Source organism: Actinocorallia sp. A-T 12471, from assembly GCF_033875155.1.
Classification (GTDB): domain Bacteria; phylum Actinomycetota; class Actinomycetes; order Streptosporangiales; family Streptosporangiaceae; genus Actinocorallia.
Window position 1 is genome coordinate 16,207 of record NZ_JAWZTE010000024.1, and the last position, 22,282, is coordinate 38,488.

The 22,282-nt window shown below is 69.4% G+C and carries 26 protein-coding genes; 7 read left to right on the plus strand and 19 right to left on the minus strand.

Translation table 11 applies throughout. From position 1 onward, the window contains the following. Positions 1–82: 82 nt before the first annotated feature. From bfr to R9X44_RS35180, 3 genes are all read right to left on the minus strand, one after another. A complete protein-coding gene (gene bfr, locus R9X44_RS35170) occupies positions 83–562 on the minus strand; it encodes a bacterioferritin (RefSeq protein ID WP_319818719.1) in 480 nt (159 codons plus the stop codon). Positions 563–663: 101 nt separating this feature from the next. Then, the gene (locus R9X44_RS35175) at positions 664–1,101 is read right to left on the minus strand and encodes a bacterioferritin-associated ferredoxin (RefSeq protein WP_319818720.1); all 438 of its coding nucleotides are present in this window, start codon (positions 1,099–1,101) and stop codon (positions 664–666) included. Between the two features lie 224 nt (positions 1,102–1,325). Further along, positions 1,326–1,763 (minus strand): hypothetical protein, encoded by a 438-nt coding sequence (locus R9X44_RS35180; RefSeq protein WP_319818721.1) that lies wholly within the window; start codon positions 1,761–1,763, stop codon positions 1,326–1,328. A 132-nt stretch (positions 1,764–1,895) separates the two neighbouring features. Between R9X44_RS35180 and R9X44_RS35185 the strand changes: the two genes are divergently transcribed. After that, on the plus strand, positions 1,896–2,567 hold the full coding sequence (locus R9X44_RS35185; RefSeq protein WP_230620116.1) for a response regulator transcription factor: 672 nt from the start codon (positions 1,896–1,898) through the stop codon (positions 2,565–2,567). Positions 2,568–2,652: 85 nt separating this feature from the next. Further along, a complete protein-coding gene (locus R9X44_RS35190) occupies positions 2,653–3,924 on the plus strand; it encodes an ATP-binding protein (RefSeq protein WP_319818722.1) in 1,272 nt (423 codons plus the stop codon). On the opposite strand, the gene R9X44_RS35195 is transcribed toward R9X44_RS35190, so the two are convergent. The 3 genes from R9X44_RS35195 to R9X44_RS35205 all read right to left on the minus strand — a co-directional run bounded on the left by R9X44_RS35195 (position 3,908) and on the right by R9X44_RS35205 (position 5,840). Beyond that, positions 3,908–4,468: a GtrA family protein gene (locus R9X44_RS35195; protein ID WP_319818723.1), complete on the minus strand. Its 561-nt coding sequence runs from the start codon at positions 4,466–4,468 to the stop codon at positions 3,908–3,910. The genes R9X44_RS35190 and R9X44_RS35195 overlap by 17 nt on opposite strands. A 159-nt stretch (positions 4,469–4,627) precedes the next feature. Next, positions 4,628–5,440 (minus strand): phosphotransferase, encoded by an 813-nt coding sequence (locus R9X44_RS35200; protein ID WP_319818724.1) that lies wholly within the window; start codon positions 5,438–5,440, stop codon positions 4,628–4,630. Between the two features lie 37 nt (positions 5,441–5,477). Further along, positions 5,478–5,840, minus strand: a complete 363-nt coding sequence (locus R9X44_RS35205) for a hypothetical protein (protein WP_319818725.1) — start codon at positions 5,838–5,840, stop codon at positions 5,478–5,480. Positions 5,841–5,989: 149 nt separating this feature from the next. Between R9X44_RS35205 and R9X44_RS35210 the strand changes: the two genes are divergently transcribed. After that, positions 5,990–6,730 (plus strand): DUF6879 family protein, encoded by a 741-nt coding sequence (locus tag R9X44_RS35210; RefSeq protein WP_319818726.1) that lies wholly within the window; start codon positions 5,990–5,992, stop codon positions 6,728–6,730. On the opposite strand, the gene R9X44_RS35215 is transcribed toward R9X44_RS35210, so the two are convergent. The 3 genes from R9X44_RS35215 to R9X44_RS35225 form a co-directional block, all read right to left on the minus strand. Continuing rightward, positions 6,727–7,599: a helix-turn-helix transcriptional regulator gene (locus R9X44_RS35215; RefSeq protein WP_319818727.1), complete on the minus strand. Its 873-nt coding sequence runs from the start codon at positions 7,597–7,599 to the stop codon at positions 6,727–6,729. The two genes, R9X44_RS35210 and R9X44_RS35215, sit on opposite strands and share 4 nt — an antisense overlap. A gap of 95 nt (positions 7,600–7,694) precedes the next feature. Continuing rightward, positions 7,695–7,886 (minus strand): DUF397 domain-containing protein, encoded by a 192-nt coding sequence (locus tag R9X44_RS35220; protein ID WP_319818728.1) that lies wholly within the window; start codon positions 7,884–7,886, stop codon positions 7,695–7,697. Next, positions 7,883–8,710 (minus strand): helix-turn-helix transcriptional regulator, encoded by an 828-nt coding sequence (locus tag R9X44_RS35225; protein ID WP_319818729.1) that lies wholly within the window; start codon positions 8,708–8,710, stop codon positions 7,883–7,885. Before R9X44_RS35225 ends, R9X44_RS35220 begins: the two co-directional genes overlap by 4 nt. Positions 8,711–8,916: 206 nt before the next feature. Here R9X44_RS35225 and R9X44_RS35230 point away from each other — a divergent pair, with 206 nt between their 5' ends. Then, entirely contained in the window at positions 8,917–9,255 is a 339-nt protein-coding gene (locus tag R9X44_RS35230) for a hypothetical protein (RefSeq protein ID WP_319818730.1), read from the plus strand. Between the two features lie 22 nt (positions 9,256–9,277). On the opposite strand, the gene purE is transcribed toward R9X44_RS35230, so the two are convergent. Together purE and R9X44_RS35240 are read right to left on the minus strand one after the other, a co-directional pair. Then, the gene (purE, locus tag R9X44_RS35235; RefSeq protein WP_413775009.1) at positions 9,278–9,745 is read right to left on the minus strand and encodes a 5-(carboxyamino)imidazole ribonucleotide mutase; all 468 of its coding nucleotides are present in this window, start codon (positions 9,743–9,745) and stop codon (positions 9,278–9,280) included. A gap of 36 nt (positions 9,746–9,781) precedes the next feature. Beyond that, complete coding sequence (locus tag R9X44_RS35240; RefSeq protein WP_319818732.1) at positions 9,782–10,939, minus strand: 5-(carboxyamino)imidazole ribonucleotide synthase; 1,158 nt, start codon at positions 10,937–10,939, stop codon at positions 9,782–9,784. A gap of 44 nt (positions 10,940–10,983) precedes the next feature. Between R9X44_RS35240 and R9X44_RS35245 the strand changes: the two genes are divergently transcribed. Beyond that, positions 10,984–11,673: a glycerophosphodiester phosphodiesterase gene (locus R9X44_RS35245; RefSeq protein ID WP_319818733.1), complete on the plus strand. Its 690-nt coding sequence runs from the start codon at positions 10,984–10,986 to the stop codon at positions 11,671–11,673. Positions 11,674–11,683: 10 nt separating this feature from the next. Here the strand turns inward: R9X44_RS35245 and R9X44_RS35250 are convergent, their stop codons facing one another. The 6 genes from R9X44_RS35250 to R9X44_RS35275 all read right to left on the minus strand — a co-directional run bounded on the left by R9X44_RS35250 (position 11,684) and on the right by R9X44_RS35275 (position 16,974). Next, the gene (locus R9X44_RS35250; protein WP_319818734.1) at positions 11,684–12,826 is read right to left on the minus strand and encodes a protein-L-isoaspartate(D-aspartate) O-methyltransferase; all 1,143 of its coding nucleotides are present in this window, start codon (positions 12,824–12,826) and stop codon (positions 11,684–11,686) included. Continuing rightward, positions 12,823–13,809 carry an ATP-grasp ribosomal peptide maturase gene (tgmB, locus tag R9X44_RS35255; protein WP_319818735.1) on the minus strand — a complete coding sequence of 329 codons (987 nt, stop codon included), beginning with the start codon at positions 13,807–13,809 and terminating at the stop codon, positions 12,823–12,825. Before tgmB ends, R9X44_RS35250 begins: the two co-directional genes overlap by 4 nt. Beyond that, a complete protein-coding gene (locus R9X44_RS35260; RefSeq protein WP_319818736.1) occupies positions 13,809–14,087 on the minus strand; it encodes a hypothetical protein in 279 nt (92 codons plus the stop codon). Before R9X44_RS35260 ends, tgmB begins: the two co-directional genes overlap by 1 nt. 85 nt (positions 14,088–14,172) lie before the next feature. Next, entirely contained in the window at positions 14,173–15,027 is an 855-nt protein-coding gene (locus R9X44_RS35265; protein ID WP_319818737.1) for a helix-turn-helix transcriptional regulator, read from the minus strand. Positions 15,028–15,049: 22 nt separating this feature from the next. Then, the gene (locus R9X44_RS35270; protein ID WP_319818738.1) at positions 15,050–15,562 is read right to left on the minus strand and encodes a DUF6879 family protein; all 513 of its coding nucleotides are present in this window, start codon (positions 15,560–15,562) and stop codon (positions 15,050–15,052) included. A 242-nt stretch (positions 15,563–15,804) separates the two neighbouring features. Continuing rightward, on the minus strand, positions 15,805–16,974 hold the full coding sequence (locus R9X44_RS35275; protein WP_319818739.1) for an acyl-CoA dehydrogenase: 1,170 nt from the start codon (positions 16,972–16,974) through the stop codon (positions 15,805–15,807). Positions 16,975–17,018: 44 nt separating this feature from the next. On the opposite strand from R9X44_RS35275, the gene R9X44_RS35280 reads away from it, so the two are divergent. Beyond that, a complete protein-coding gene (locus R9X44_RS35280; protein ID WP_319818740.1) occupies positions 17,019–18,335 on the plus strand; it encodes a UDP-glucose/GDP-mannose dehydrogenase family protein in 1,317 nt (438 codons plus the stop codon). 71 nt (positions 18,336–18,406) lie between these two features. Here R9X44_RS35280 and R9X44_RS35285 read toward each other — a convergent pair whose 3' ends face one another. Beyond that, complete coding sequence (locus R9X44_RS35285; RefSeq protein ID WP_319818741.1) at positions 18,407–19,423, minus strand: glycosyltransferase family 2 protein; 1,017 nt, start codon at positions 19,421–19,423, stop codon at positions 18,407–18,409. A 178-nt stretch (positions 19,424–19,601) separates the two neighbouring features. Here R9X44_RS35285 and R9X44_RS35290 point away from each other — a divergent pair, with 178 nt between their 5' ends. Beyond that, positions 19,602–21,173, plus strand: coding sequence for an LCP family protein (locus R9X44_RS35290; protein ID WP_319818742.1), 1,572 nt, complete (start codon positions 19,602–19,604; stop codon positions 21,171–21,173). Positions 21,174–21,566: 393 nt separating this feature from the next. On the opposite strand, the gene ispD is transcribed toward R9X44_RS35290, so the two are convergent. Further along, positions 21,567–22,256 (minus strand): 2-C-methyl-D-erythritol 4-phosphate cytidylyltransferase, encoded by a 690-nt coding sequence (ispD, locus tag R9X44_RS35295; RefSeq protein ID WP_319818743.1) that lies wholly within the window; start codon positions 22,254–22,256, stop codon positions 21,567–21,569. Positions 22,257–22,282: the final 26 nt, after the last annotated feature.

Below are 22,282 nucleotides of genomic sequence, written 5' to 3' on the forward strand. Positions count from 1 at the left end.
GGGCACCCCTTCCGTTCGGCCGTCCGCGTGAACCTCAGGATGTCACGTGGACGTAACGTTCGGGAAGGGTGCGCCGATCGGCTCAGTGCCCGTTGTCGTCGGTGAAGCGCTGGATGTACAGCGGCTCGCCGAGCTTGTTCAGCAGTTCGAGTTCGGTTTCCAGATAGTCGACGTGGCTCTCTTCGTCCTCGAGGATGTGCTCGAAGATCCGGGCCGAGGTCACGTCGCCCTTGGCGCGCATCGTGTCGATGCCGCCGCGCAGCCGGACCACGGCCTCCATCTCGATCGCCAGGTCCGCCTCGAGCTGCTCCTTGATCGTCTGCCCGATCCGGAGCGGGTTGAGCTTCTGGTAGTTCGGGAGCGCCTCGAGGAAGAGCAGCCGGTCGGTGAGGACCTCGGCGTGCTTCATCTCGTCGATCGACTCTTCCCTGGTGTGCTTCGCCAGGTACTTCAGACCCCAGTTGTCCTGCATCTTGGCGTGCAGGAAGTACTGGTTGATGGCCGTCAGCTCAGCGGTGAGCTGCTCGTTGAGCAGCGCGATGACTTCCTTGTCGCCTTCCATGGGGACATCCAAGCACGAAGTCCGGACAGCACAAAGCGCCCGATCGCGTGTCCGCGAACGGGCTGCGGCGTTCCGGCGGCGTCGCGCGCCGCGTGCCGGGGTCAGGCTGCCGGGTTGCTCACCTCCCTGACGGGCCGTCCGAACCGCCGCTCGGCCTGGTGCGCGGGGTCGCCGGAGAGCTCGGGCCGCCTGGAGGGCTCAAGCTGGGGCTCAAGCTGGGGCTGGGGCTTCGGCTCGGCCGCGAGTTCCGCCTCCGCGGTGACGCGTCCCGGCTCGGCGTAAGGCTCGATCGCGGGAGCGAGTTCGACGCCCTCCTCGTCCGGCACCGCGTGCAGGGTCGCGGGGCCGCCGGTGATCGCGTCCATCAGCTCGTTCGCGGTCTTCCACTCGCTGAGCATCGCGCGGATGCGCTTGGTGCACGATCCGCAGCCAGGCTTCATGCCGCACCCGTCCTTGACCTCGCGGGTGGTCTGCGCGCCGGAGGTGAGACACGTGTGGACGGCTTCCTCGGTCACCGCGTTGCAGACGCACACGTACATGGGACTGGTCCTTCGGCCGGGGTGGGCGGGGGGCCGGGGGTCTCCCGAGGACCGGGGCCCTCGGTCGTCCAACCGGTTAGGTTAGGCACCCCTAAGTTACAACACGTCCTACCGGGATGGCCAGCCTCGGCCGCGGGGAAATTTCCAACGGGGGGTGTCGCCTGCCTGCTCAGGGCGGGTCCGTCCCGGTTCTGAGGGGTTCGCGGGGAGGCGGGACGGGGCCGTCAGCCCCTGTGCAGAAAGCGTTCCCGCGCCCTCTGCAAGGCGTCGTCGGCGTTCTCGTGGGCCCGCGACAGCAGCACCCAGGCCGACAGCGCGGTGAGGGAGGCGGCGACGAACGGGAGGGCGAGATCGTGCGGATCGCGGGCCCAGCGGCCGTCCACCGGCTCGGTCGTGACGGGCAGGCCGACACTCTGCGTGAGCAGCCAGGCGACCATCGTCAAGACCCCGTTGACGAGCGCGTACCACCAGATGCGCGCCCGTGACTCGACCATGAACCCGACGATGCCCGCGAAGTCGATGACGCAGCTCAGCAGCAGGATGACGCCCACATACGCGCCGAGGCGGAACCCTTCGGGGAGGCTGAGGAAGTGGATTCCTGCGACGAGGAAGAACAGGCCGGCGCCTGCGCCGCGGGCGATGTCGGGCGACGGTCGCACCATCCGCGACATGGCCGAATGCCTCCGCAATTGGGGTGATCTGTCGTACTTGAGTTTGTACTATGAGTAGTAAACCGCAGGTCAAGCCTGTGTCCCATGCCAGGAAACGTTCATGAACGGTCCTACGATCGGTGCATGACCTCAGTACTGCTCGCCGAGGACGACACGTCCATCTCCGAGCCTCTCGCCCGCGCGCTGCGCCGCGAGGGGTACAGCGTCGAAGTGAGCCCCGACGGACCGCAGGCCCTGGAGCGGGCCCTGGGCGGGGGCGTCGACCTCATCGTGCTCGACCTCGGCCTGCCCGAGCTTGACGGCCTCGAGGTGGCCAGGCGCGTCCGCTCCGAGGGGCACGGGGTGCCCATCCTGATCCTCACCGCCCGCGCCGACGAGGTCGACACCGTCGTCGGCCTCGACGCGGGCGCCGACGACTACGTCACCAAGCCGTTCCGGCTCGCCGAACTGCTCGCCCGGGTACGGGCCCTGCTGCGCCGCGGCAGCACCGAGACGCCGATAGTGCAGGGCGTCCGGATCGACGCCGAGTCCCGCCGCGCGTGGATGGGCGAGAACGAACTCCAGCTCACCACCAAGGAGTTCGATCTCCTGCGGGTCCTGGTGCGCGACGCGGGCAAGGTGGTCACCCGCGAGCAGATCATGCGCGAGGTCTGGGACACCAACTGGTGGGGTTCCACCAAGACGCTCGACATGCACATCTCCTGGCTGCGCCGCAAACTGGGAGACGACGCCGCGAGCCCGCGCTACATCACCACGGTCCGCGGGGTCGGCTTCAGGTTCGAGCGGGGGGACTGACGACGCACGGCCGGACGCACGGCCGGAGGGTCCCAGCCGGTGCGGGCACGCCCGCGGCGGCCGGGCAAGGCCGGGAAGGGGAGCGATGAGGCGCCGCATCCTGCTGTCGACGCTCGGCGTGGCGGTGACGGCGATCCTGTTGCTCGGTATCCCGCTGGCCTGGGTCGTCAGCAAGCTGATCTACGACGACGCCAAGCAGAGCCTGAACATCACCGCGGCGGGGCTGATCAAGGAGGTCGAGGTCCCGCTCGGCAGGGGTGAGCGGCCGGATCCCGGGCAGATAGCCCGGGCCTATCCGCGGCTGTACATCGAGATCAGGCTGCCCGACGGCTCCACCGAGACGGCAGGGCCGAAGCCGCGCGGCGAGACGATGAGCGCCACGAGCACCACCGACGACATCACCGTCACCGTGCACCGGTCGTACGCCGAGGTCAGGGACGAGGTGCTGCGCCAGCTGCTGCTGATCGCCAGCCTCATCCTGCTCGGCGTCGCGATCGCCACGGTGCTGGCGATCCTGTTGGCCAGACGGCTCACGCTGCCGCTGATCGACCTCGTGGAGACCGCCGAGCGGCTCGGCACGGGCAACGCGCGGCCGCGCCGTCGCAGGTACGGCATCCCCGAGGTCGACACCGTCGCGGAGGTGCTGGACAACAGCGCGGTCCGGATCGCCGACCTGCTGGCCTCGAGCCGCGAGTTCGCCTCGGACGCCAGCCACCAGCTCCGCACGCCGCTGACGGCGTTGACGATGCGGCTCGAGGAGATGGTCGAGGCCGCCGACTACCCCGACGTGGTCCGCGAGGAGGGCCAGGCGGCGCTCGCCCAGGCCGAACGGCTCGTGGCCGTGGTGGAGCAGCTGCTGGCCAGGGCCAAGCACGACAGGACGGGCCAGGCCGTGCCGACCGCGATCGACCTCGTCATCGAACAGCAGATCGAGGAGTGGCGGCCGATCTTCGCCCGCGAGGGCAGGACGATCCACCTTGAGGGCGACGCCGACCTTGTGTCCGTCGTCACGCCGAGCTGTCTTTCGCAGATCCTGGCGACCCTGTTGGACAACTCGCTCATGCACGGCTCGGGCGCGGTCACCCTGACGACGCGGCTCACCCGTCAGAACGTGGTCGTGGAGGTCGGGGACGAGGGGCCGGGCGTCGCGCCTGAGCTCGGGAAGAAGATCTTCGAGCGGAGCGTCAGCGGGGCGGGCGGCACCGGGCTCGGGCTGTACCTCGCCCGGTCCCTTGCGGCCGTCGACGGGGGGCGGCTCGAACTCGTCCAGGCGAGTCCCGCGGTGTTCGCGTTCTTCATGCGGCGGCGTGAGGAGGCCCGCCTGGCGCACGAACGGGTCGTCAGCGGACCGGTCTGATCGGGGCCGCGTACCCCAGCGGCGTCCCAGAGGGCTCCTGAGCGGACGGCGCGCCCTGGCCGGTCCCCTGTGCCGAATCGGCCTCGACGGGCGCGGACGGCGACGCTGGGGCCGTCAGGAACACCCAGCGGCGGTAGGACCAGAACCGGAAGATCGTCGCCGCCCCCGTGCCAAGCACAAGCGCGACATTCTCCGCGATCTTCCCGTCAAGGTGCAGCACATAGTGGTTCGCGCCGATGAACAGCTGCGTGATCACCAGGCCGACGCCGTTCAACCCGAAGAACAGCACGTACTCCCGCCGCAGCCCGCTCCGCTCCCGGTCCTGGAACGTCCAGTGCCGGTTCGCGAAGTACGAGAACGTCGTCGCGATCACCGTCGCGATCGTGATCGACGTGATCGGCCCGACCTCCAGCGCGCGGAACACGTTGAACAGCACAGTCGTGATCACGAACGCGATCGCGCCCACGCTCCCGAACTTGGCGAACTCCCGCGCCAGCCGGCGTGCCCACCGTCGTCCGGCACCGACGTACCTGCGAACGCTCACGTCGAAGTGCCCTCCCCGGAACCGAACATTCCCCTACCGGCAACCAACGCTACCGGAACCCGCCACCCCCGCCCCACCCCCACGACCCTCACCGCCCCCACCTGACCCGCACGCCCCCGGCCGCGACCCTCACCCTCCGCGTTCCGTCTCCAAGCCGACCTACAAGCCGACCTCCAAGCCGACGCGGTAGTCGAACCAGCGTCGCGCGGCGGCCACGGAGGCGTTGGTCCAGGGGTCGAGCCGCGGCTGCCAAGCCGACCGCATGGCGCTCTGGTAGTACGCCACCGCGTCGAGGTCTCCGGGTTCGAGGGTCTTCCAGACGGGAAGCGCCGCCATGATCCCTTCGGCGTCGTAGGGGGTGTGCCCGCAGGTCATCAGGCACATGGCGAAGGCCGTCGCGTCTATCCATGGAGCGCCGCGTGAGTAACGCGCCCAGTCGACCAGGTATGCGCGGCCGTCTGAGGTGATCCGGAAGTTGCCCGGGTTGAGGTCGGTGTGCGCCAGGGCGTCGCCGCTGAATCTGTGCAGATCCTCCGGCCGGGCGTGGCTCTCACGGAGTCGCCCGGCGTCACGCAGGGGGATCTCGGGACACGGCGTCTCGCTCAGCTCGCCGAGGAGATCGAGCACCAGCGGGATGTCCGGCGACAGCGGCGAATAGTCGGCCCGCCGCCCCTCGACGTAGTCGAAGCCGACGATCAGCCACTCGGCCTCCTCGACCTGAAGCCGGATCTCCGGAGAGAGATGGGTGACGTAGGGGTTGATCGAGATCTCGCGCCGCAGTTGCCTGGCCTTGAGGTCGTCATCGAGCCGCGCGCCCTTGACGAACAACCTGCCGAGCCCGGTCTCCGCGACAAAGGTGACGTCGGAGCTGAGGCCCTCCGAGATCATCTCGACGCCCGCCACGCCACCCAGCTCCCGCTGAACGGCGTCCCGCACCCCGCGAGGCAGCTCATGCCACGAAGTCTTCGCCATGCCACCGAGCCTCCCAGAACACAAGGACGAACAGGGGTCAGACCGCGCCGTTGGGGCGGCCCGCCTCGGCGAGGGTCTTGACGATGACGGACGCGACGTCGGCGGCCTCGGCGGGGGTGCCGATCGTGCGGCCGTTCGTGTGCCCGGCCGCCCACGTGTACCAGTGGGTGTCGCCGAGGACCGTGATGTCGATGTCGGCGAGCCGCCCGGTCTCGCCGTGGACGACGAAGAGGACTTTTCGGCCGTCCCGGGGAACGACGCCGACGCCCATGTGGGGGTGCTTGTCGATCTCGATGCGAAGCAGCTCGAAGAAGGTCTCATGCAGGCTGGGCAACGGGGAGAGCCGCACCGGCGTCTCTTCCGAACGCCGCCCACCCTCCGCACATGGGTCGATGCTCATGGGTTGGACGCTAAGCGGCCGCCCGGCACGGGAGCCACGAGTTTGGCAGTGTTTGGCAGCGACTATCCGTTCGAGGGTCTTGACTGTTCGGAGTGCCGCGGCGAGAGTCGATCACGTCCGGAAATCCGCCGACTCGAAGGCGCAGCACGATGGACTTCGTTGGAATCGATCCCGATACGCCGGACGAGGAGTGCCCCGCCGTCGCGGTGGACCCGATCACCGGTGATGTGTTCTTCCAAGGGCGGGTCGTGACGGACCCCGAGGTTCTGAGGTGGTTCGCCGAGCACGCCCCGCGCGGCGACGACGAAGAGATCATCTGGCACCCGGCCCGGATGCGGCCGATCATCGGGGCGGCGATCGCCGGCTCGTACGCGATGGACCTGCGCGGTCCAGGGGTGCCGACCTTCAAGGACCTGCTCGCGAACACGAAGCGCTCCGCCGTCCATCTGGAGATGCGGGACGTCTACGACGAGAGCGATCCGGCCTACCGGGACTTCTGTGCGGGTGGTCCCGGCACCTATGACCGGTCCGCGTGGCTCTCGACCGTGGCCGAAGCCGTGGGGCGTGGTGTGGCCATGCGTCGGCTTCGTGTCTACTCCCAGCCCGCGACCCGCTACATCGAGTGGGAGCACGCTCTCACTCCCCAGAACGTCGAGGCCGGGGAAGACGTCCGCTGGCTGCCGCGCAAGCGCGCGTACGACCTGCTGCTTCCCGGGGCCGACCTGTGGATGTTCGACAACCGTCTTGTGCGGTTCCACCACAACGCCGGAGACGGCCGGAGTCTGAAGGAGTATGAGTTCGTGAGCGATCCTCGCCGGGTCCTGCGGGTCGCCGGAGCCTTTGAGATGGCCTGGGAGCGTGCGACTCCGCACGCGGAGCACGAGCTTTAGGGGAGGGCTGCGCCGGCGTGCTCGATCAGCTCGGCGCACGCGTCGCCGTGAACGGCGAGGCCGAAGAGCGTCTCCCAGACCGCGAGGTACTCGCCTACTTCCTTGGGGTCGGTGAGCGACAGGTAGCCGGAGACCAGTTCGACGTTCACGAGGCGGTCATCGGTGACGATGAAGGTCTCTCGGGGGCGGGCCCCGTGCCGGTCCGCGTCCATCGGGATGATTCCGAGTGACACCGAAGGCAGACGCATCACGTTCAGCAGGTGGGCCAGCTGGGCGCGGTGTGCCTCCGGCGTGATGGTGCGGTAGCGGAGAACGATCTCCTCCACGACGAACACGAACCGTTTTCCGGGGCGGTTGAGCACTGATTGCCGGTCGAGCCGTTCCGCGACGGCCGCCGCGATGTCCGCCTCGCGGTCGTCGGCCCGCACCGCCTGCTCGTCCCATACCCCGGTCAGGATCTCGTGGAGATATTCGCGCCCTTGCAGGAGTCCGGGGAAGGACTTCGACTGATAGACCCGAAGCAGCCTCAGACGCTCGTACTTCTCCCGGACCGACTCCTGAGCCGCCTTCAGACCGCCTCTGTTGAGCTGCTCGTAGGTCAGCCACATGTTCGCCACGTTGGCCTGTTCGGCCAACAGGGATTCCCTGACCCCTTCCGAGGCCCCACAGACGCGGCACCACAGCTTCACATGCTCGGCGGTGACGGCACGCTTTCCGAGCTCGACCTGGCTGACGTTGGTGGAGTCCTTCCACCCGGCTTCCCTGGCGAACGAGAGGCCGTTGAGCCCCGACTCCTCGCGAAGAGCGCGAAGCCGACCGCCCAGGCGTTGCCGGGCGGCCTGAGCCGAGGACGAGGAAGATGAACGCATCACAGCGCACCCAAGCGTACGGCGCTGTAGCGGCTCAGACGGGACCAGAGATGTGGGACGAGCCCTCCAGGGTCGGGCTGGAGGGCTCGGGGTGGTCAGGGGGTGCGGAGGGCGTGGTTGAGGCGGCGGAAGGCGGTGCGGGAGAAGGCCAGGGCGGGGGCCGTGGGGTTCTTGGAGTCGCGGATGGCGATGGCGGAGACCATGGGGGCGACCTCTACGCAGTTGCCGCCCTGTGAGGTGCTGTGGCTGCTCTTGCGCCAGTGGAGCGCGGTGGGGGCGGTGCTCACGTGTAGGTCTCCAATGCTGTTGCGATCATCCGAAGCGTCTCGGTACGGCTCGTCGCCTCGGCCACGATTACGTTGAAGCGTAGCGAGACGTTAACGACATCTTCAGGGTCGCGGATGAACTGGCTGCTGTCGGGACCCTCGTAGTAGGCGATGTCCGGGCTGTCGGCGAAGCTCAGGATGGAGAACGACCCATCGCGCGCCGCCCAGGTGGGGCGGGACTCGGGGAGGAAACAGAGGTGGATCGTGGGTACTTCCAGGATGAGTTTCCGCAGGTAGAGGAGTTGCTCACGCATCACCTCGGGGCCGCCGATCGGGCGACGCAGCGCTGATTCGTCGATGGCCGCGGTGAACCGTAGGGGATCGTCGCCCCAAAGTGCGTTCTGCCTATCCAGTCGGGTGACGAGCAGGTCGTCGGTAGGCGTGCTGCGCGGCCTGTCCGAGAGGATCGCGTGGGCGTATGCCTCGGTCTGGAGGAGGCCGGGGATGACCTGGGCCTCGAAATCTCGTCTTGAGGTTGCTTTGGCTTCGAGGGTTTTGAAGGTGGAGAAGCCTCGGGGGGTTGCGGTGTGGCGGCCTGCTTCTTCGATCTCCTCGGCGAGGGTTTGGAAGGTGCCCTGGGGGATCTTGAAGTAGGTGTCGAGGTCGATTCCGGTGGCGACGGAGGGTTTGGCGCCCCGTTCCAGTTTTTCGATCCACTGGTAGGAGCAGCCGAGGGCGTCGGCGAGTTGGGGGCGGGTGAGGTCGGCGTCCTCGCGGTAGGCGCGCAGCAGCTTGCTGAAGGCGCGGATGAGCGGGTCGCGGGTGAGGTCCTTGTCGCTGGCCAAGGGGGCCTCCGGGGGGCGGTAGGCGTGCGGTTGTCTGCCGGTAGGCCGCGCGGGGCGTCATGTAGGCGTCCCCGTGTGGCGTTCTCGTAGCCCAGCGTAGTTTTTTACGGCCATGCTGGCAGCGGTAACGGAGAAACTGCCCCGCGACACGGTTTTCGGGGGAGGGCCGGGCGTGCCGCGTCCGGCGCGAGCGAGGGAGAGGCGCGATGACGAGCGTGAAGGGCAGGCGGTCGGGCGAGCACCCGGCGTGGTGCCGGCGGGAGCACCGGGACGACGAGCCGCACTACGGGCCGTGCGCCGACGCCGAGGTCGCCAACATAGAGGGCGAGGGGCTGCTGATCTGCTTCAACGGGGAACTCGACGGACGCGAGGAACTGTCGATCATCCCGCTCACGGACAAGCCGATCCCTCTCGTCGGCCCCATCGACACCGGGCAGATGCGGTTCACCCTTGCGCAGGCCATCGGCCTTCGTGACGCCATCAACCGGGTCCTCGCCGAGGTCACCGGGGCGGGGAACGTGGCCGCCGAGAACCCCGCGGCGTGAGCCCCGGCCGCCCGTCTTCGCGTCAGAGGTCGGCGCGAAGGCGGGCGCCCTTCTCCTTGGCCTGGCGATTGAGATCCTGCTGGAACTCCAGCATCTTCTTGTGAAGTTCGGGGTCGCCGGTGGCGAGTATCCGGACGGCGAGGAGTCCGGCGTTGCGGGCCGCGCCGACGGCGACCGTCGCGACGGGTACGCCCGCCGGCATCTGGACGATGGACAGGAGCGAGTCCATGCCGTCCAGGTACTTCAACGGTACCGGCACCCCGATCACCGGGAGAGGGGTGACGCTGGCGAGCATGCCGGGCAGATGGGCCGCGCCGCCCGCGCCCGCGATGATCACCTTGAGGCCGCGCGCGGCGGCCTCGGTGCCGTACTCGATCATCTCAAGCGGCATCCGGTGCGCCGAGACGACGTCGGCCTCGAACGGGACGCCGAACTCCGTCAGGGCGTCGGCGGCCGCCTGCATCACGGGCCAGTCGGAATCGCTGCCCATGACCACCCCGACCAGGGGCTTGGTGTCCGCCACGCGCTACTTCCTCTCTTCCGGGTAGACCAGCCCCGGGTCGCGCAGGTACAGGGCCGCATGTTCGGCCCTTGCCCGCAGCCGGGACAGATCATCCCCCGAGACGTTGACATGTCCGATCTTCCGGCCGGGACGGACGCCCTTGCCGTAGAAGTGGATCTTCATTCCGGGATCGTGCGCCATGACGTGCTCGTAGCGCTCGAAGATGTCGGGGTCGTCGCCGCCCAGGAGGTTGCCCATGACCGTCCAGGGGGCGTTCGCGTCGGTGTCGCCCAGGGGGAGGTCGAGGATCGCGCGCAGGTGCTGTTCGAACTGGGTGGTGCGGGCGCCGTCGGTGGTCCAGTGGCCCGAGTTGTGCGGGCGCATCGCGAGTTCGTTGACGACGACGCCGTCGGCGGTCTCGAACAGCTCGACCGCGAGCAGGCCCGTGACGTCGAGCTCCTCGGCGATGCCGAGCGCGAGCTTCTGGGCGAACGCGGCGGTCTCGTCGTCGAGGCCCTCGGCGGGGGCGACGACCTCGACGCAGATCCCGTCCTGCTGGACCGTCTCGACCACCGGGTACGCCGCGCCCTGGCCGTGCGGGGAACGCGCGACGAGCGCGGCGAGCTCCCTGCGGAAGGCGACCTTCTCCTCGACCATCAGGGCGGTGCCGGTGGCGATCACCCGGTCGACCAGCGCGGCTGCCTCGTCGGGGGAGCCGACGACCCACACGCCCCTGCCGTCGTAGCCGCCGCGTGTGGCCTTCAGCACGACGGGCCATCCGTGCTTTTCGCCGAACGCCGTGACATCGTCTGTGCTGTGAACCGCCGTGTACGCGGGGCACGGCGCGCCGAGCGCCGACAGCCTCTCGCGCATGACCAGCTTGTCCTGGGCGTGCAGCAGCGCGGCCGAACCCGGCCGGCACACCACGCCCGCCGCTTCCAGGGCCCGGATGTGCTCCCCGGGGACGTGCTCGTGGTCCCACGTGACCACGTCGCAGCCCTCGGCGAAGGACATGAGATCCTCCAGGGACGTGTGGGACCCGATCCGGACGTCCGAGCACACCTGTGCCGCCGACTCCTCGGGATCCCCCGCGAGCACCCGCAGCCGCACCCCGAGCGCGATCGCGGCCTGCTGCGTCATCCGGGCGAGCTGACCGCCGCCCACCATCCCGACAACCGGCATCTGACCTGGACTTCTCACACCGAGCAGCTTAGTGGGGCGAACACATGATGTTTGACGGCGGACCGACGATCATCGGGCATAGGGGACTCGGCGGAGGGGCGGGTGAGAACACGCTCCCGTCGCTGCTCGGCGCGGTCGAGGCCGGGCTGAGCTGGGTGGAGATCGACGTCCAGCGGACGGCCGACGACCGGCTCGTCCTCGCGCACGACCCCGTCGGCGAGGACGGCTCCTTCCACGTGGACGGCCCCGCGGGCGACCGCCTCACGTTGGAGGAGGTCTTCGCCGCCCTCCCACCCCACGTGGGCATCGACGTGGACGTCAAGACGGTCCTGGAAGACGCCTTGGAGCCCCGCACGGCCCCCCTCCTCAAGGACATCCTCAAGCAGGAGGCCACGCGCCGCCCCTTGATCGTCACGAGCTTCGACCCCTCGGTCCTCCTGGCCCTCGACGGCACGGGCATCCCCCGCGGCCTGCTCACCTGGCTCTGGTTCCCCATCGGCCACGCCATAGCCTCCGCCGCCGGCCTCGGCCTCGAAGCCATAGCCCTCCACACCGCCTCCTGCGACCCCACCCCCAAAGCCCGCCCCTTCGCCGACTGCGTAGACATAGCCCACAAAGCCGGCCTCGACGTCCTCGTCTGGACCCCCAAACCCGAAGCCCTAACCCCCTACCTCCCCGCCGACGCCCTAGTAGTAGACGACATCCCCGGCACCCTGAAGGCCCTGAACCGCTGACCCGCCCGGCTCAGCGGACGATCCGGCCCGGTGCGTCCAGCCACACCGTCAGCTCGGCTCCCGCAAGTGCCACCCCGAAGCGTTCCAGGCCCGGACGGCCCCAAGAACACCAGCGGAGAAAGGCGTTCTCGACCTCGTCCCAGAGCCGCCGTTCGCCGTACTGGGTGACGCCGAAGCGCGCCGCGCCCGGCTCATGGTCGCAGGCCGCCCAGGAGCCTTCAGCCCGGTTCCGTTCACAAAGCAGCAGCGAGACGGCCCCGGCCTCGTCGGAGACGGTGTGCCATGAGACCCCGGGCGCGCAGGCGGCGATCGCGAGGGCGGCGCCGGGTCCCGCCCCGGCGATCTCGCGAGGGTCGAGCGCGGTCGTCGAGGTCTCGGCCCGTTCGACGTGGTGGGCCCGCCACCGCCCATAACGCTGGGAACGCATGAGCATGTAGTTCGCCCTGCCGTGCAGCGTGCCGGTCGCGGTCTCTTCGCCGGTCACGGTGAGCCTGAGGCGGTGACCGTCCGGGCCGCCCGGGCTCCAGGGCGCGACGATGATCCCGCCCGGCCGGGTCTGCCGCACCAGCGCGGACGGTATGGCGGTCACGGCGCAGGTGATGTGCACCCGGTCGAAGGGCGCGGCCTCGGGTACACCGAGAGCACCGTCTCCGAGCACCCGGATCACGCGACTTCCCCGCGCGTCCAGCGCGACCGCGGCGGAGGCGGCGACGTTCTCGTCCACCTCCACCGAGTACACGGACCCGGCCCCGCCCGAGAGATGCTCCAGCAGCGCGGCCGTCCAACCGGAGGCCGTGCCGACCTCCAGGACACGGTGGCCCGGTCGGACGCCGAGAAGCTGCAGGAACTCGACGACCACTCCGGGGGCCGAGAGGGAAGAGGTCGCGAACCCTCTTCCGGTCGTCGGGTCCTCCGCGCCGTCGTCGGCCTGAAGCCAGATCGAGGCATCGGAGTACGCCGCCGTCCACCAGCCCTCCGGATCGGCGACGGAATCGGCAAGGAAGCCCTCGGCGTCGGCCCGGTCGGGCGACACCCACCCCCGGCGCGGCACGAACAGATGCCGGGGGACGGCCAGGAGCGCCGCCCGGACACGTCCGTCCGTGAGCACGCCCCTGGCCGCCAGATCACCGACGAGAGCGTCCGGTCCGCTCACCTGATCCACGCCGCCCCGGCTTGCAGGAGGTCGGCGACGGCCGAGGCGATCGGGAATCCCGCCTCGTCGGACAACCAGCCCCACTCGCCGTTCTGGTTGGTCTCCAGGAACCACCATCGGCCGTCGTGGTCGCGGCACATGTCCACCACGCCGACCGCGAGCCCCAGCCGCCGGTGCAGTTCGACCAGGCCTTTCGTGACGGCGTCGGGGAGGTCCAGCGGTTCGTACTCCAGCGCGTCGTAGTCGGACCGCCAATCGATCGCCGCCCGCTCGCTGTGGGCGACGATCCGGATCGCGAACACCCGCTCTCCGACGACGACGGCGCGGGCCTCGTCCCGCTTGGCGACATATGCCTGGAGCATGTGCGCCGTCCGGGAGAGCGCGGGATCGGCGAGGTCGTCCGGATTGACCGGCGAGGTGTAGATGATGCCGAGCGTCCCCTCGTCCGCGTGCCACACACCGGACAGGGGCTTGAAGACGATCGACTCGCCGAGGGACTCCGCCCAGGCGTGCGCTTCGGCCGGATGGTTGGCGATGAGGGTGTCAGGCACATCCAGCCCGACCGCCTTCGCTGTCGCGAGCTGGAGCGGTTTGTACTCGGCCGCCGCCGCGGCGGCCGGGTCGTTGACCCACAGACAGCCGTTGACCGCCAGGGCGTTCAGAACACCGCCGAATCCGCGCCGCGCCTCCCCGTAGGCGAACGCCTTCTCCGACGACGACATGCGTGCGTCCACCTGAAACTGTGTCGGCCTCCGTCGGTAGATCGCGCCGATGTCCGCGAAGTCCAGGACGTCACCGGAGGGCAGGGACAGCGTGCCCTCCCAGCCGCTCTCCGCGAGTTTCGCGGCCATGCTGATGTTCCTCGGGAAATCGCTCGTCGCCATGCGGATGACCGGGACGCCCCGGAGCGTCAGTTCGGCCGCGACGCGGTCGGCGGTGCGGTCGCGATCCTCGGTCAGGATCACCACGGTGCGCCCGGCCATCAGTCGGACTGCGTTTCTTCGGGGCCGGTGCCGTCGTTGCTGGTGGAGACCTCGGACGTGGCACCCGACTCGTGCTTGCCGGCGCGCGGCTGCGGCACCTGCCGGAACCGAAGTCCCCATGGGCGTGCCTCGGAGGCCGCCGTGCCGGGGGCCATCAGGATGTGTCCGGTCGGGTCCATCGGGAAGAGGTCTCCGACGCGGAACAGTTCGGAGCGTGACTCGCCGTCCGGCGAACAGATGATCAGATCGAGATCGGGTCCACGCAGGGCCGTGCTCATGCGTTCCCTCCAAAGTTCGTCCTGGGAGAACTCTGGCCGTGGAACCTCTACGGCTCCATGAAGTTGCGGCGGGTTGTGCTCGAATTCAGGGCAGACCCTCAAGAGCCCTCAAGATCAGGGCCCGCGCCGCGTCTCCGTAGACGGCCATGGCGGAGAGTTCCTCGAAAGCCTTGACGTAGGTCGCGATCTCCCCGGGCGCGGTGAGCGTCACCCGGGCTGAGAGGAGTTCCACATGGGCCTGGAAGTCGTCGTAGAGGGTGAAACCCTCCAAGGTCCACAGTGGACGGTCGGCGCGCGCGGGGATGACTCCAACGGACACCGACGGCAGCGTCGCGACCTCCATGAGCCGCCCGAGTTGCTCTGCCATCACCTGCCCCCCGCCCACGCCCTGCCGGAGTACCGCCTCCTCAAGGAGGAAGGCGAAGCGGTGCTTCCCGGAGCGCAACAGCCGCTGCCGCCGAACCCGGGCTTCGCCCGCTGCTTCCGAGTCATCGGGAATGCCACGGAAAGTCGCGATACGCGCAAGGAGCGCGGAGGCGTACCCAGCGGTCTGGAGCATCCCCGGCACGACGTGGGACTGATAGGACCGCATCAGCGCCGTCCGCTCATACAGGGGGACGTACGACCCCTGGAGGGTCGCCAGACCGCCCCGGTTCAGCCGCCGCCACTCGACGTAGGCGCCCTCGGCCGTCCGCAACGCCGCGAGAAGGTCCGGCACCTGCCCCTCGGCCGCGCAGGCCGCGCACCACACCCGGATATCGGCCGCGCTCGCCGTCTGTACCCCGTGCTCTATCCGTGAGGTCTTCGACTTGTGCCAACCCGCCCTTGCCGACAACTCGACGGCCGACAGTTCGGCCTCCTCGCGGATCGCCCGCAGGCGGTCGGCGAGAGCCTGCCTCGCGGCCTGCGCACTGGACGAGGGAGAAGGGGCGGAAGGCATCGCGCGAACCGTTGAGACACCGTCACCGACGCGGTTCGTAGGACTCGTGCGGAACGGCACGCTCCCAAACCGCCTCGAATGCCGCCGCGCACTGCTTCACGACCGCCGGATCCTCACTCAGAGTGTGGCCGAGAATCTCACCTACGCCGGAGAAATGACCGAAACGCACGAGGCGGTCGTCAAAGACCCAGTAGTCGTTCCCTGGAAGCAGGAGATCGGAGGCCATAGTGCGAGGCAGCCAACGGACCTCCTCCCCCGCCGCGACGTTCATCGACCGTGTCACCGAGTGTTCGAACGCGATGTAGTCGGTGACGGGCTCGGAGACGATCCGCGCCCGCCGCACCCGGACGCCCCGGGCCACCAGAGGCCCGACGAGCCCATGCCAGTGCGCCTCCCGCTCGGCCCGATCAAACGGCGGCCCCCCAACGAAGGCAAGGTAGGACGGATCTGACGGAACATAGGCGTCCCGCATCTCAAGGTGCACCGCCGCCGACCGGGACGCCTTGAGCAGGTCGTCAATCCCGAGCTTCTCCACCCTCGGTCTCCACCTCCAACAGCGCCGCGAGCACCCGCGACCGCATCCGGGAGTAGAGCCATGACCACCTCCGACGTGACCGGCCGCGCGAGCTCGCGCTCTTGATCCTCTAGCAGACGTGGAGGACGCGGTGGACTCCGGTGACCGGTCTCGGCCGACCTGGTGACGGATAACTCCATGAATGTCCGTTGGCGGATTGTCGCCCTAGGGGTAGGTCGTGATGTTGGTCACGGGGGGAGGGACTACTTGAGGAGTTGGCGGGAGATGACCATGCGTTGGATTTGGTTGGTGCCTTCGTAGATCTGGGTGATCTTGGCGTCGCGCATCATGCGTTCGACGGGGAAGTCGGAGGTGTAGCCGTAGCCGCCGAGGAGTTGGACGGCGTCGGTGGTGACGTCCATGGCGACGTCGGAGGCCAGGCACTTGCAGGCCGAGGAGACGAAGGTGAGGTCCGGGACGGTTTCGCCGTGCATGGCGCGTTCGGACTTGATGGCCGCGTGGTAGGTGAGCTGGCGGGCCGCCTCCAGGCGCATCGCCATGTCGGCGATCATGAACTGGACGCCCTGGAAGTCGGCGATCGCCTTGCCGAACTGCTTGCGCTGCTTGACGTAGCCGATGGCGTAGTCGAGCGCGCCCTGGGCGAGGCCGAGCGCCTGGGCGGCGATGGTGACGCGGGTGTGGTCGAGGGTCGCCAGCGCGGTCTTGAACCCGGTGCCCTCCGCGCCGATCATCCGGTTCGCCGGGACGCGCACGTCCTCGAGGATCACCTGACGGGTGGGTGAACCTTTGATGCCGAGCTTCTTCTCCTTCGGCCCGAACGAAACCCCCGGATCGGACTTCTCGATCACGAAGGCGGAAATCCCCCGAGCGCCCGCCGACGGGTCGGTCACGGCCATGACCGTGTAGTACTCCGACACCCCGGCGTTGGTGATCCACATTTTCGCGCCGTTGAGCACCCAGTGATCACCGTCGCGCACCGCCCGTGTTCGCATTCCCGCAGCGTCGGACCCGGCTTCCGCTTCTGAGAGTGCATAAGAGAACATTGCATCGCCCTGGGCGACGGGAGGCAGGTAACGTTTCTTCAGTTCCTCGGAGCCGGACAAAAGCACGGGAACCGTGCCGAGCTTGTTGACGGCGGGTATGAGAGAGGACGAGCCGCACACACGGGCGACCTCCTCGATCACGATCACCGCGGCGAGCGCGTCCGCCCCGTTGCCTCCATAGGCGACGGGGACGTGGACGGCCTGGAGGTCGTTCTCCACCAGGGCGTCGAGCGCCTCCTGGGGGAAACGGGCCTGCTCGTCGACCTCCGCCGCGAACGGGGCGATCTTGGCCTCGGCGAGTTCGCGCACGGTCCGTCGGAGGAGCTCGTGCTCCTCGGCGGGCGCGTAGGCGGGAAAATCGCTGCTCATAGGGGCATGCTACCCGTCGGTAGAGATCTTTAAGGAGAAGGTTGGTGGCTCTGAAGCTCACGGTCATCGGCGCCGGGTACCTCGGTGCGACGCACGCGGCGTGCATGGCCGAGTTGGGGTACGAGGTGTTGGCCCTCGACGTCCTGCCCGACAGGGTGGAACGGCTCGCGGCGGGAGACCTGCCGTTCTATGAACCGGGCCTGCCCGAGGTGCTCCGGCGCAACCTCGAGTCCGGGAGGCTGCGGTTCACCACCTCCTACGAGGAGGTCGCGGAGTTCGGCGACGTGCACTTCGTGTGCGTCGGCACCCCGCAGAGGTCCGGCGACTACGCGGCGGACGTCTCCTATCTCGACGCGGCGATCTCCGCGCTCGCCCCTTTGCTGACGCGTGAGTGCCTCGTCGTAGGCAAGTCGACGGTCCCCGTCGGCACCGCGCACCGGTTGGCGGACCTGCTCGGCGAGCTCGCCCCGTCGCCGGACGTGGAGCTGGCCTGGAACCCCGAGTTCCTGCGGGAGGGCTTCGCCGTCCAGGACACCCTGCACCCCGACCGGCTCGTCGCGGGCGTCATGTCCGAGCGGGCCGAGCGGAAGCTGCGCGAGGTGTACGCGCACCAGATCGCCGAGGGCATCCCGTTCCTCGTGGTCGACTTCCCGACGGCGGAGCTCGTCAAGGTCTCGGCGAACGCGTTCCTCGCCACCAAGATCTCCTTCATCAACGCGATGGCCGAGGTCTGCGAGGCGACCGGCGCGGACGTCACGATGCTGTCGAAGGCGCTGTCGCTCGACGACCGCATCGGCGGCAAGTTCCTCGGCCCTGGCCTCGGCTTCGGCGGCGGCTGTCTGCCCAAGGACATCCGCGCGTTCATGGCCCGCGCGGGCGAGCTCGGCGTCGACCAGGCGCTGTCGTTCCTGCGCGAGGTCGACGCGATCAACATCCGCCGCCGCCACCGCATGGTCGACCTCGCCCGCGGCCTGCTCAACGGATCGTTCCAAGGCCACCGGGTGTGCGTGCTCGGCGCGGCCTTCAAACCGAACTCCGACGACGTGCGCGACTCGCCCGCCCTCGACGTCGCCGCCGTCATCAGCGAGCAGGGCGCTGACGTCACCGTCTACGACCCCCAGGCGCTCGACAACGCCCGCAAAGTCCAGCCGACGCTCAACTTCGGCGCGTCGGCCCTCGAGGCCGCCCACGGCAGCGACATCGTCCTCCTGCTGACCGAATGGCAGGAGTTCCGCGACCTCGACCCCGAGGTCCTCGGCTCCCACGTCGCCGCCCGCAACGTCGTGGACGGCCGCAACGCCCTCGACCCCGAGATCTGGCGCGCCGCCGGCTGGACCTACAAGGCCCTCGGCCGCCCCTGACCCCCTCGGCGCGAACTCAGAAGGGGCCGGACGTCGTCCGGCCCCTTCTGTTTGGTTTGAGGGAGTTTGGGTTAGTCGCGGGTTATGCCGAGGCCAGGGGGGCTCGTGAGGAAGCCGAGACCCCAGGAGATGTGCATCGTCGCGTAGACGAAGGGGAGCAACAGCTTCGCCTTCACCGGCAGGCCCTGCGCGGTCAGGACAGTCCCGCCGACGGGGATCGCCAGGAAGTAGCCGAGCGGCAGGATCCAGCCGAGCCAGAAGCCGAACAGCCCGGCGACGGTCCCGGCGAGGATGCCGAGCACCGCGAGCGGCGGCGCGAGGTAGCGCAGGTTGAGGGTGCCCTGGTGCTCCCGGCCGACGACGCGCCGCCACCGTCCGGTGTAGAAGAACTGGGTCGCGAGGGTCTTCAGGTTGGGCCGTGGCCGGTAGGTGACCCGCATCTCCGGCGTGAACCAGATCTTGCCGCCGGACTGCCGGATGCGGTGGTTCATCTCCCAGTCCTGGGCGCGGACGAACGTCTCGTCGTACCCGCCGACGCGTTCCAGCGCGCTGCGCCGGAACGTCCCGAGGTAGACGGTCTCCACCTCGCCGGCCTCGCCGCCGGTGTGGAAACGCGCGTTCCCAACGCCGAACTTCGACGTCATCGCGCGGGCGACCGCCTTCTCGAACGGGGTGACGCCCTGGGCGTCCATCAGCCCGCCGACGTTGTCGGCCCCGTGGGCGTCCATCGTCTCGACCGCGACGCGGACGTAGTTCGCGGGCAGCAGCGAGTGCCCGTCGACCCGGACGATGATCGAGTACTGCGACGCCTTGATCGCGATGTTCAGGCCGTTGGGCGTGCGCCCTGTCGGGTTGCGGGTGACGACGATGCGCGGGTCGGTGCGGGCGAGCGCCGTCGCGATCTTGTCGGTCTTGTCCCGGGAGGGGCCGAGCGCGAGGACCAGCTCCAGCTCACCGGGGTAGTCCTGGGCCATGATGTGGCGCACGGCGTCGGCGAGGTGGCGTTCCTCGTTGAGCACAGGCATGACGACGGACACGGCGGGCCACGTGGTGCGCGGCTCGCCGTCAGCGTGGAGAGGCAGATTCATGACGGCGCCACGGTAACGTATCCGGCTACGTACGCAGGCCAGTACGGGCGTCCCCATGCGCCCCACGTGGCCCGAGTCGGGCGAGAACACCCACCCGACAGCCGGCCGTCGGACGCGCGGACACCGCGCCCGACGGGGCCGGGCTCGTCGGCCGTTGAAGCACGGGAGGGGGCTTGGCATGGCCGATGACGACCCGATCGAGCAGTACTTCCGTCCGCGTCCCGCGGGCGCCGAGGGGCCGGGGGGCCCGGTGGCCGACGACAGCGGCAACTGGGACGCGGTCGCGGTGGACGACGACCGCGCCCAGAAGGTCTCGGTGGCGCCGCCCCGCTCGGGGGGCCGCAGGGTGCGCGGCGCGGTCTCCGCCCGCGCGGCGGTGCGGCGCAGGAGGCTCGTCTCGATCACCGCCGCCGCCTCGGCCGTCGTGCTGCTCGGCTCGGGCGCGGGGTGGGCGTTCCAGGAGTACTTCAAGGGCAAGGTCCAGACCCTCGACCTCGACATGGCGGACGGCACGCCGGGCGGGGCTATGAACATCCTGCTCGCCGGGGTGGACAAACGCGACGGAATGGACCCCAAGGACCTCAAGCGCCTCCACCTGGGCAAGGAGGCGGGCGCGCGGTCCGACACGATGATGGTGCTGCACGTCTCCAAGGACCACGACGAGATCACCATCGTCAGCCTCCCGCGCGACACCCTCGTCACGATCCCGGCGCACATGAACGCCGAGGGCGAACGCGTCGGGGCGCAGCAGGGCAAGCTCACCTGGGCGTACGCGTACGGCGGGTCGCAGCTGATGAAGGACACCGTCGAGGACGTCACGGGCCTGCGCATGGACCACGTCATCGAGGTCGACTTCGCCGGGTTCCTCAAGGTCGTCGACGCCGTCGGCGGGGTGCAGGTCTGCACGGAGCGGCCGATCGACGACCGCGCGACCGGCCTCAAGCTCGCCGCCGGCACCCACCACGTCGACGGCGCGACGGCGCTCGCGTTCGCGCGCGTCAGGCACGGGCTCGGCGAGGACATCGGCAGGATGCAGCGGCAGCAGGAGTTCATGTCGTCGCTGATGAGCGCGGTGATCGCCAAGCTCAAGGACCCGACGCGCAGCGCCGCCGTGCTCAGCGCGCTCCTCAGCTCGGTGAAGGTCGACCCGGGCCTGAAGAAGAACCTCGAGTCCTACGCGGGCCGCCTGAAGGACGCCTCCCTCGACAAGGTCAGCTTCGCCAAGGTCCCGCTCGAAGACCCCGCAGGCACCGCCCAGCTCGGCGGCATCACCCAGTCGGTCGTCGTCTGGGACGGCTCGGCCGCCGACCGCATGTTCCAGCGAATAGACGACGACCTCACGCCGGTCGAGCCCACGCCGACCCCGACCAGCACCGCCAAGCCGCTGACCGTCGCGCCCAAGGACGTCAACGTGATCGTCCGCAACGGCGTCGGCACCGTCGGCCTCGCCCGCAAGGCCACCGACGGCCTCGTCAAGGCGGGCTTCCGCGCCTCCTGGGTCATCGGCGTGGTCCAACGCAAGGACACCAAGTCCACGGTGATCCGCTACGGCCCCGCCCGCGCCGACTCCGCCCGCACCCTCGCCGCCGCGATCCCCTTCGCCAAACTCCAAAAGGTCGAAGCCCTGGGCGCGACCATGGAACTTGTCGTCGGCTCCGCCTGGACCACCCCCCAAAAAGTCGCCCTCCCCACCACCACCACCGAAAAAGTAGAAACCCGCACCGCCACCCAAAACCTCTGCAAACCCTAACCCCCCAGCCCCTCCGGGCCCGCGAGGCGGTGCGGCCCGCGTCACGCACGGTGCGGCCCGCAGCCTCGTGCCCCTAGGGGGCGCGGGCCCGCGCTGCGCGCACCTCGGCGAAGCCTCCGCAAGCCCTAACTCCCGCCTCTCGCCGCAGCCTCCGCAAGCCCCCCTGAAGCAGCGGGGCCATCCCCTTCCCGCGCCCGAGGCCCGCTTGAAGCAGCGGGGCTACCCCCTTCCCGCGCCCGAAGGCCCGCCCGAAGCAGCGGGGCTACCCCTTTCGCGCACCCGAAGGCCCGCTTGAAGCAGCGGGCCCGCCCCTTTCCCGCGCCCGAAAGGCTGCCTGAAGCGGCTGGGGCACCCCCCTTTTCCCGCAGTCCCGAAGGGACTGCGGGGTTGGGGTTAGGGGGGTGGGGGGGTGGCTAGGTGTTCGGCGAGGATTAGGTCTAGGGGGGTTGTGATTTTTAGGAGGGATTCGTCGCCTTCGACGATGGTGATGGGGACGTCGGGGAGGTAGTGGTGGACCACGCCGCAGTCGTCGGTGGCGATGAAGGTGGGGTCGGCGAGGGCTCGGGTGTAGGCGCGGCGGAGGGTGCCCAGGTGGAAGCCCTGGGGGGTTTGGAAGCGGGCCAGGGAGGATCTGGGGGGCATGGCGGCCACCTGGCCGTCGGCTACCGAGACCACGGTGTCGGTTACGGGGAGGGCTACCGCGACGGACTCGTGGGTTTCCAGGGCGTCGAGGCAGCGGTCGATCACCGGGTGGGTGACGAAGGCGCGGGCCGCGTCGTGGAACAGGACCCTCGTGTCGTCCGAAGCGTCTGACAGCACGTCCATGGCCTTGAGGGTGGAGGCCGTGCGGGTCTCGCCGCCCTCGATCACGCGGATGCCGTGCGGCGCGCACAGCTCCTCGGCGGCTTCCAAGTGCCCGCTCGCCATGACGACGATCACTTCGTCGAGGCGGGGTGAGGCCGCGAATGTGTCGATCGGGTAGGCCAGCAGCGGGCGGCCCGCGACCCGGATGAGCTGCTTGGGGATGCCCGCGCCGACCCGCTGCCCGATTCCGCCCGCGAGGATGACGCCTGCGGTTTTCACCTGGTACTCCTCCGTTTCTGTCCCGT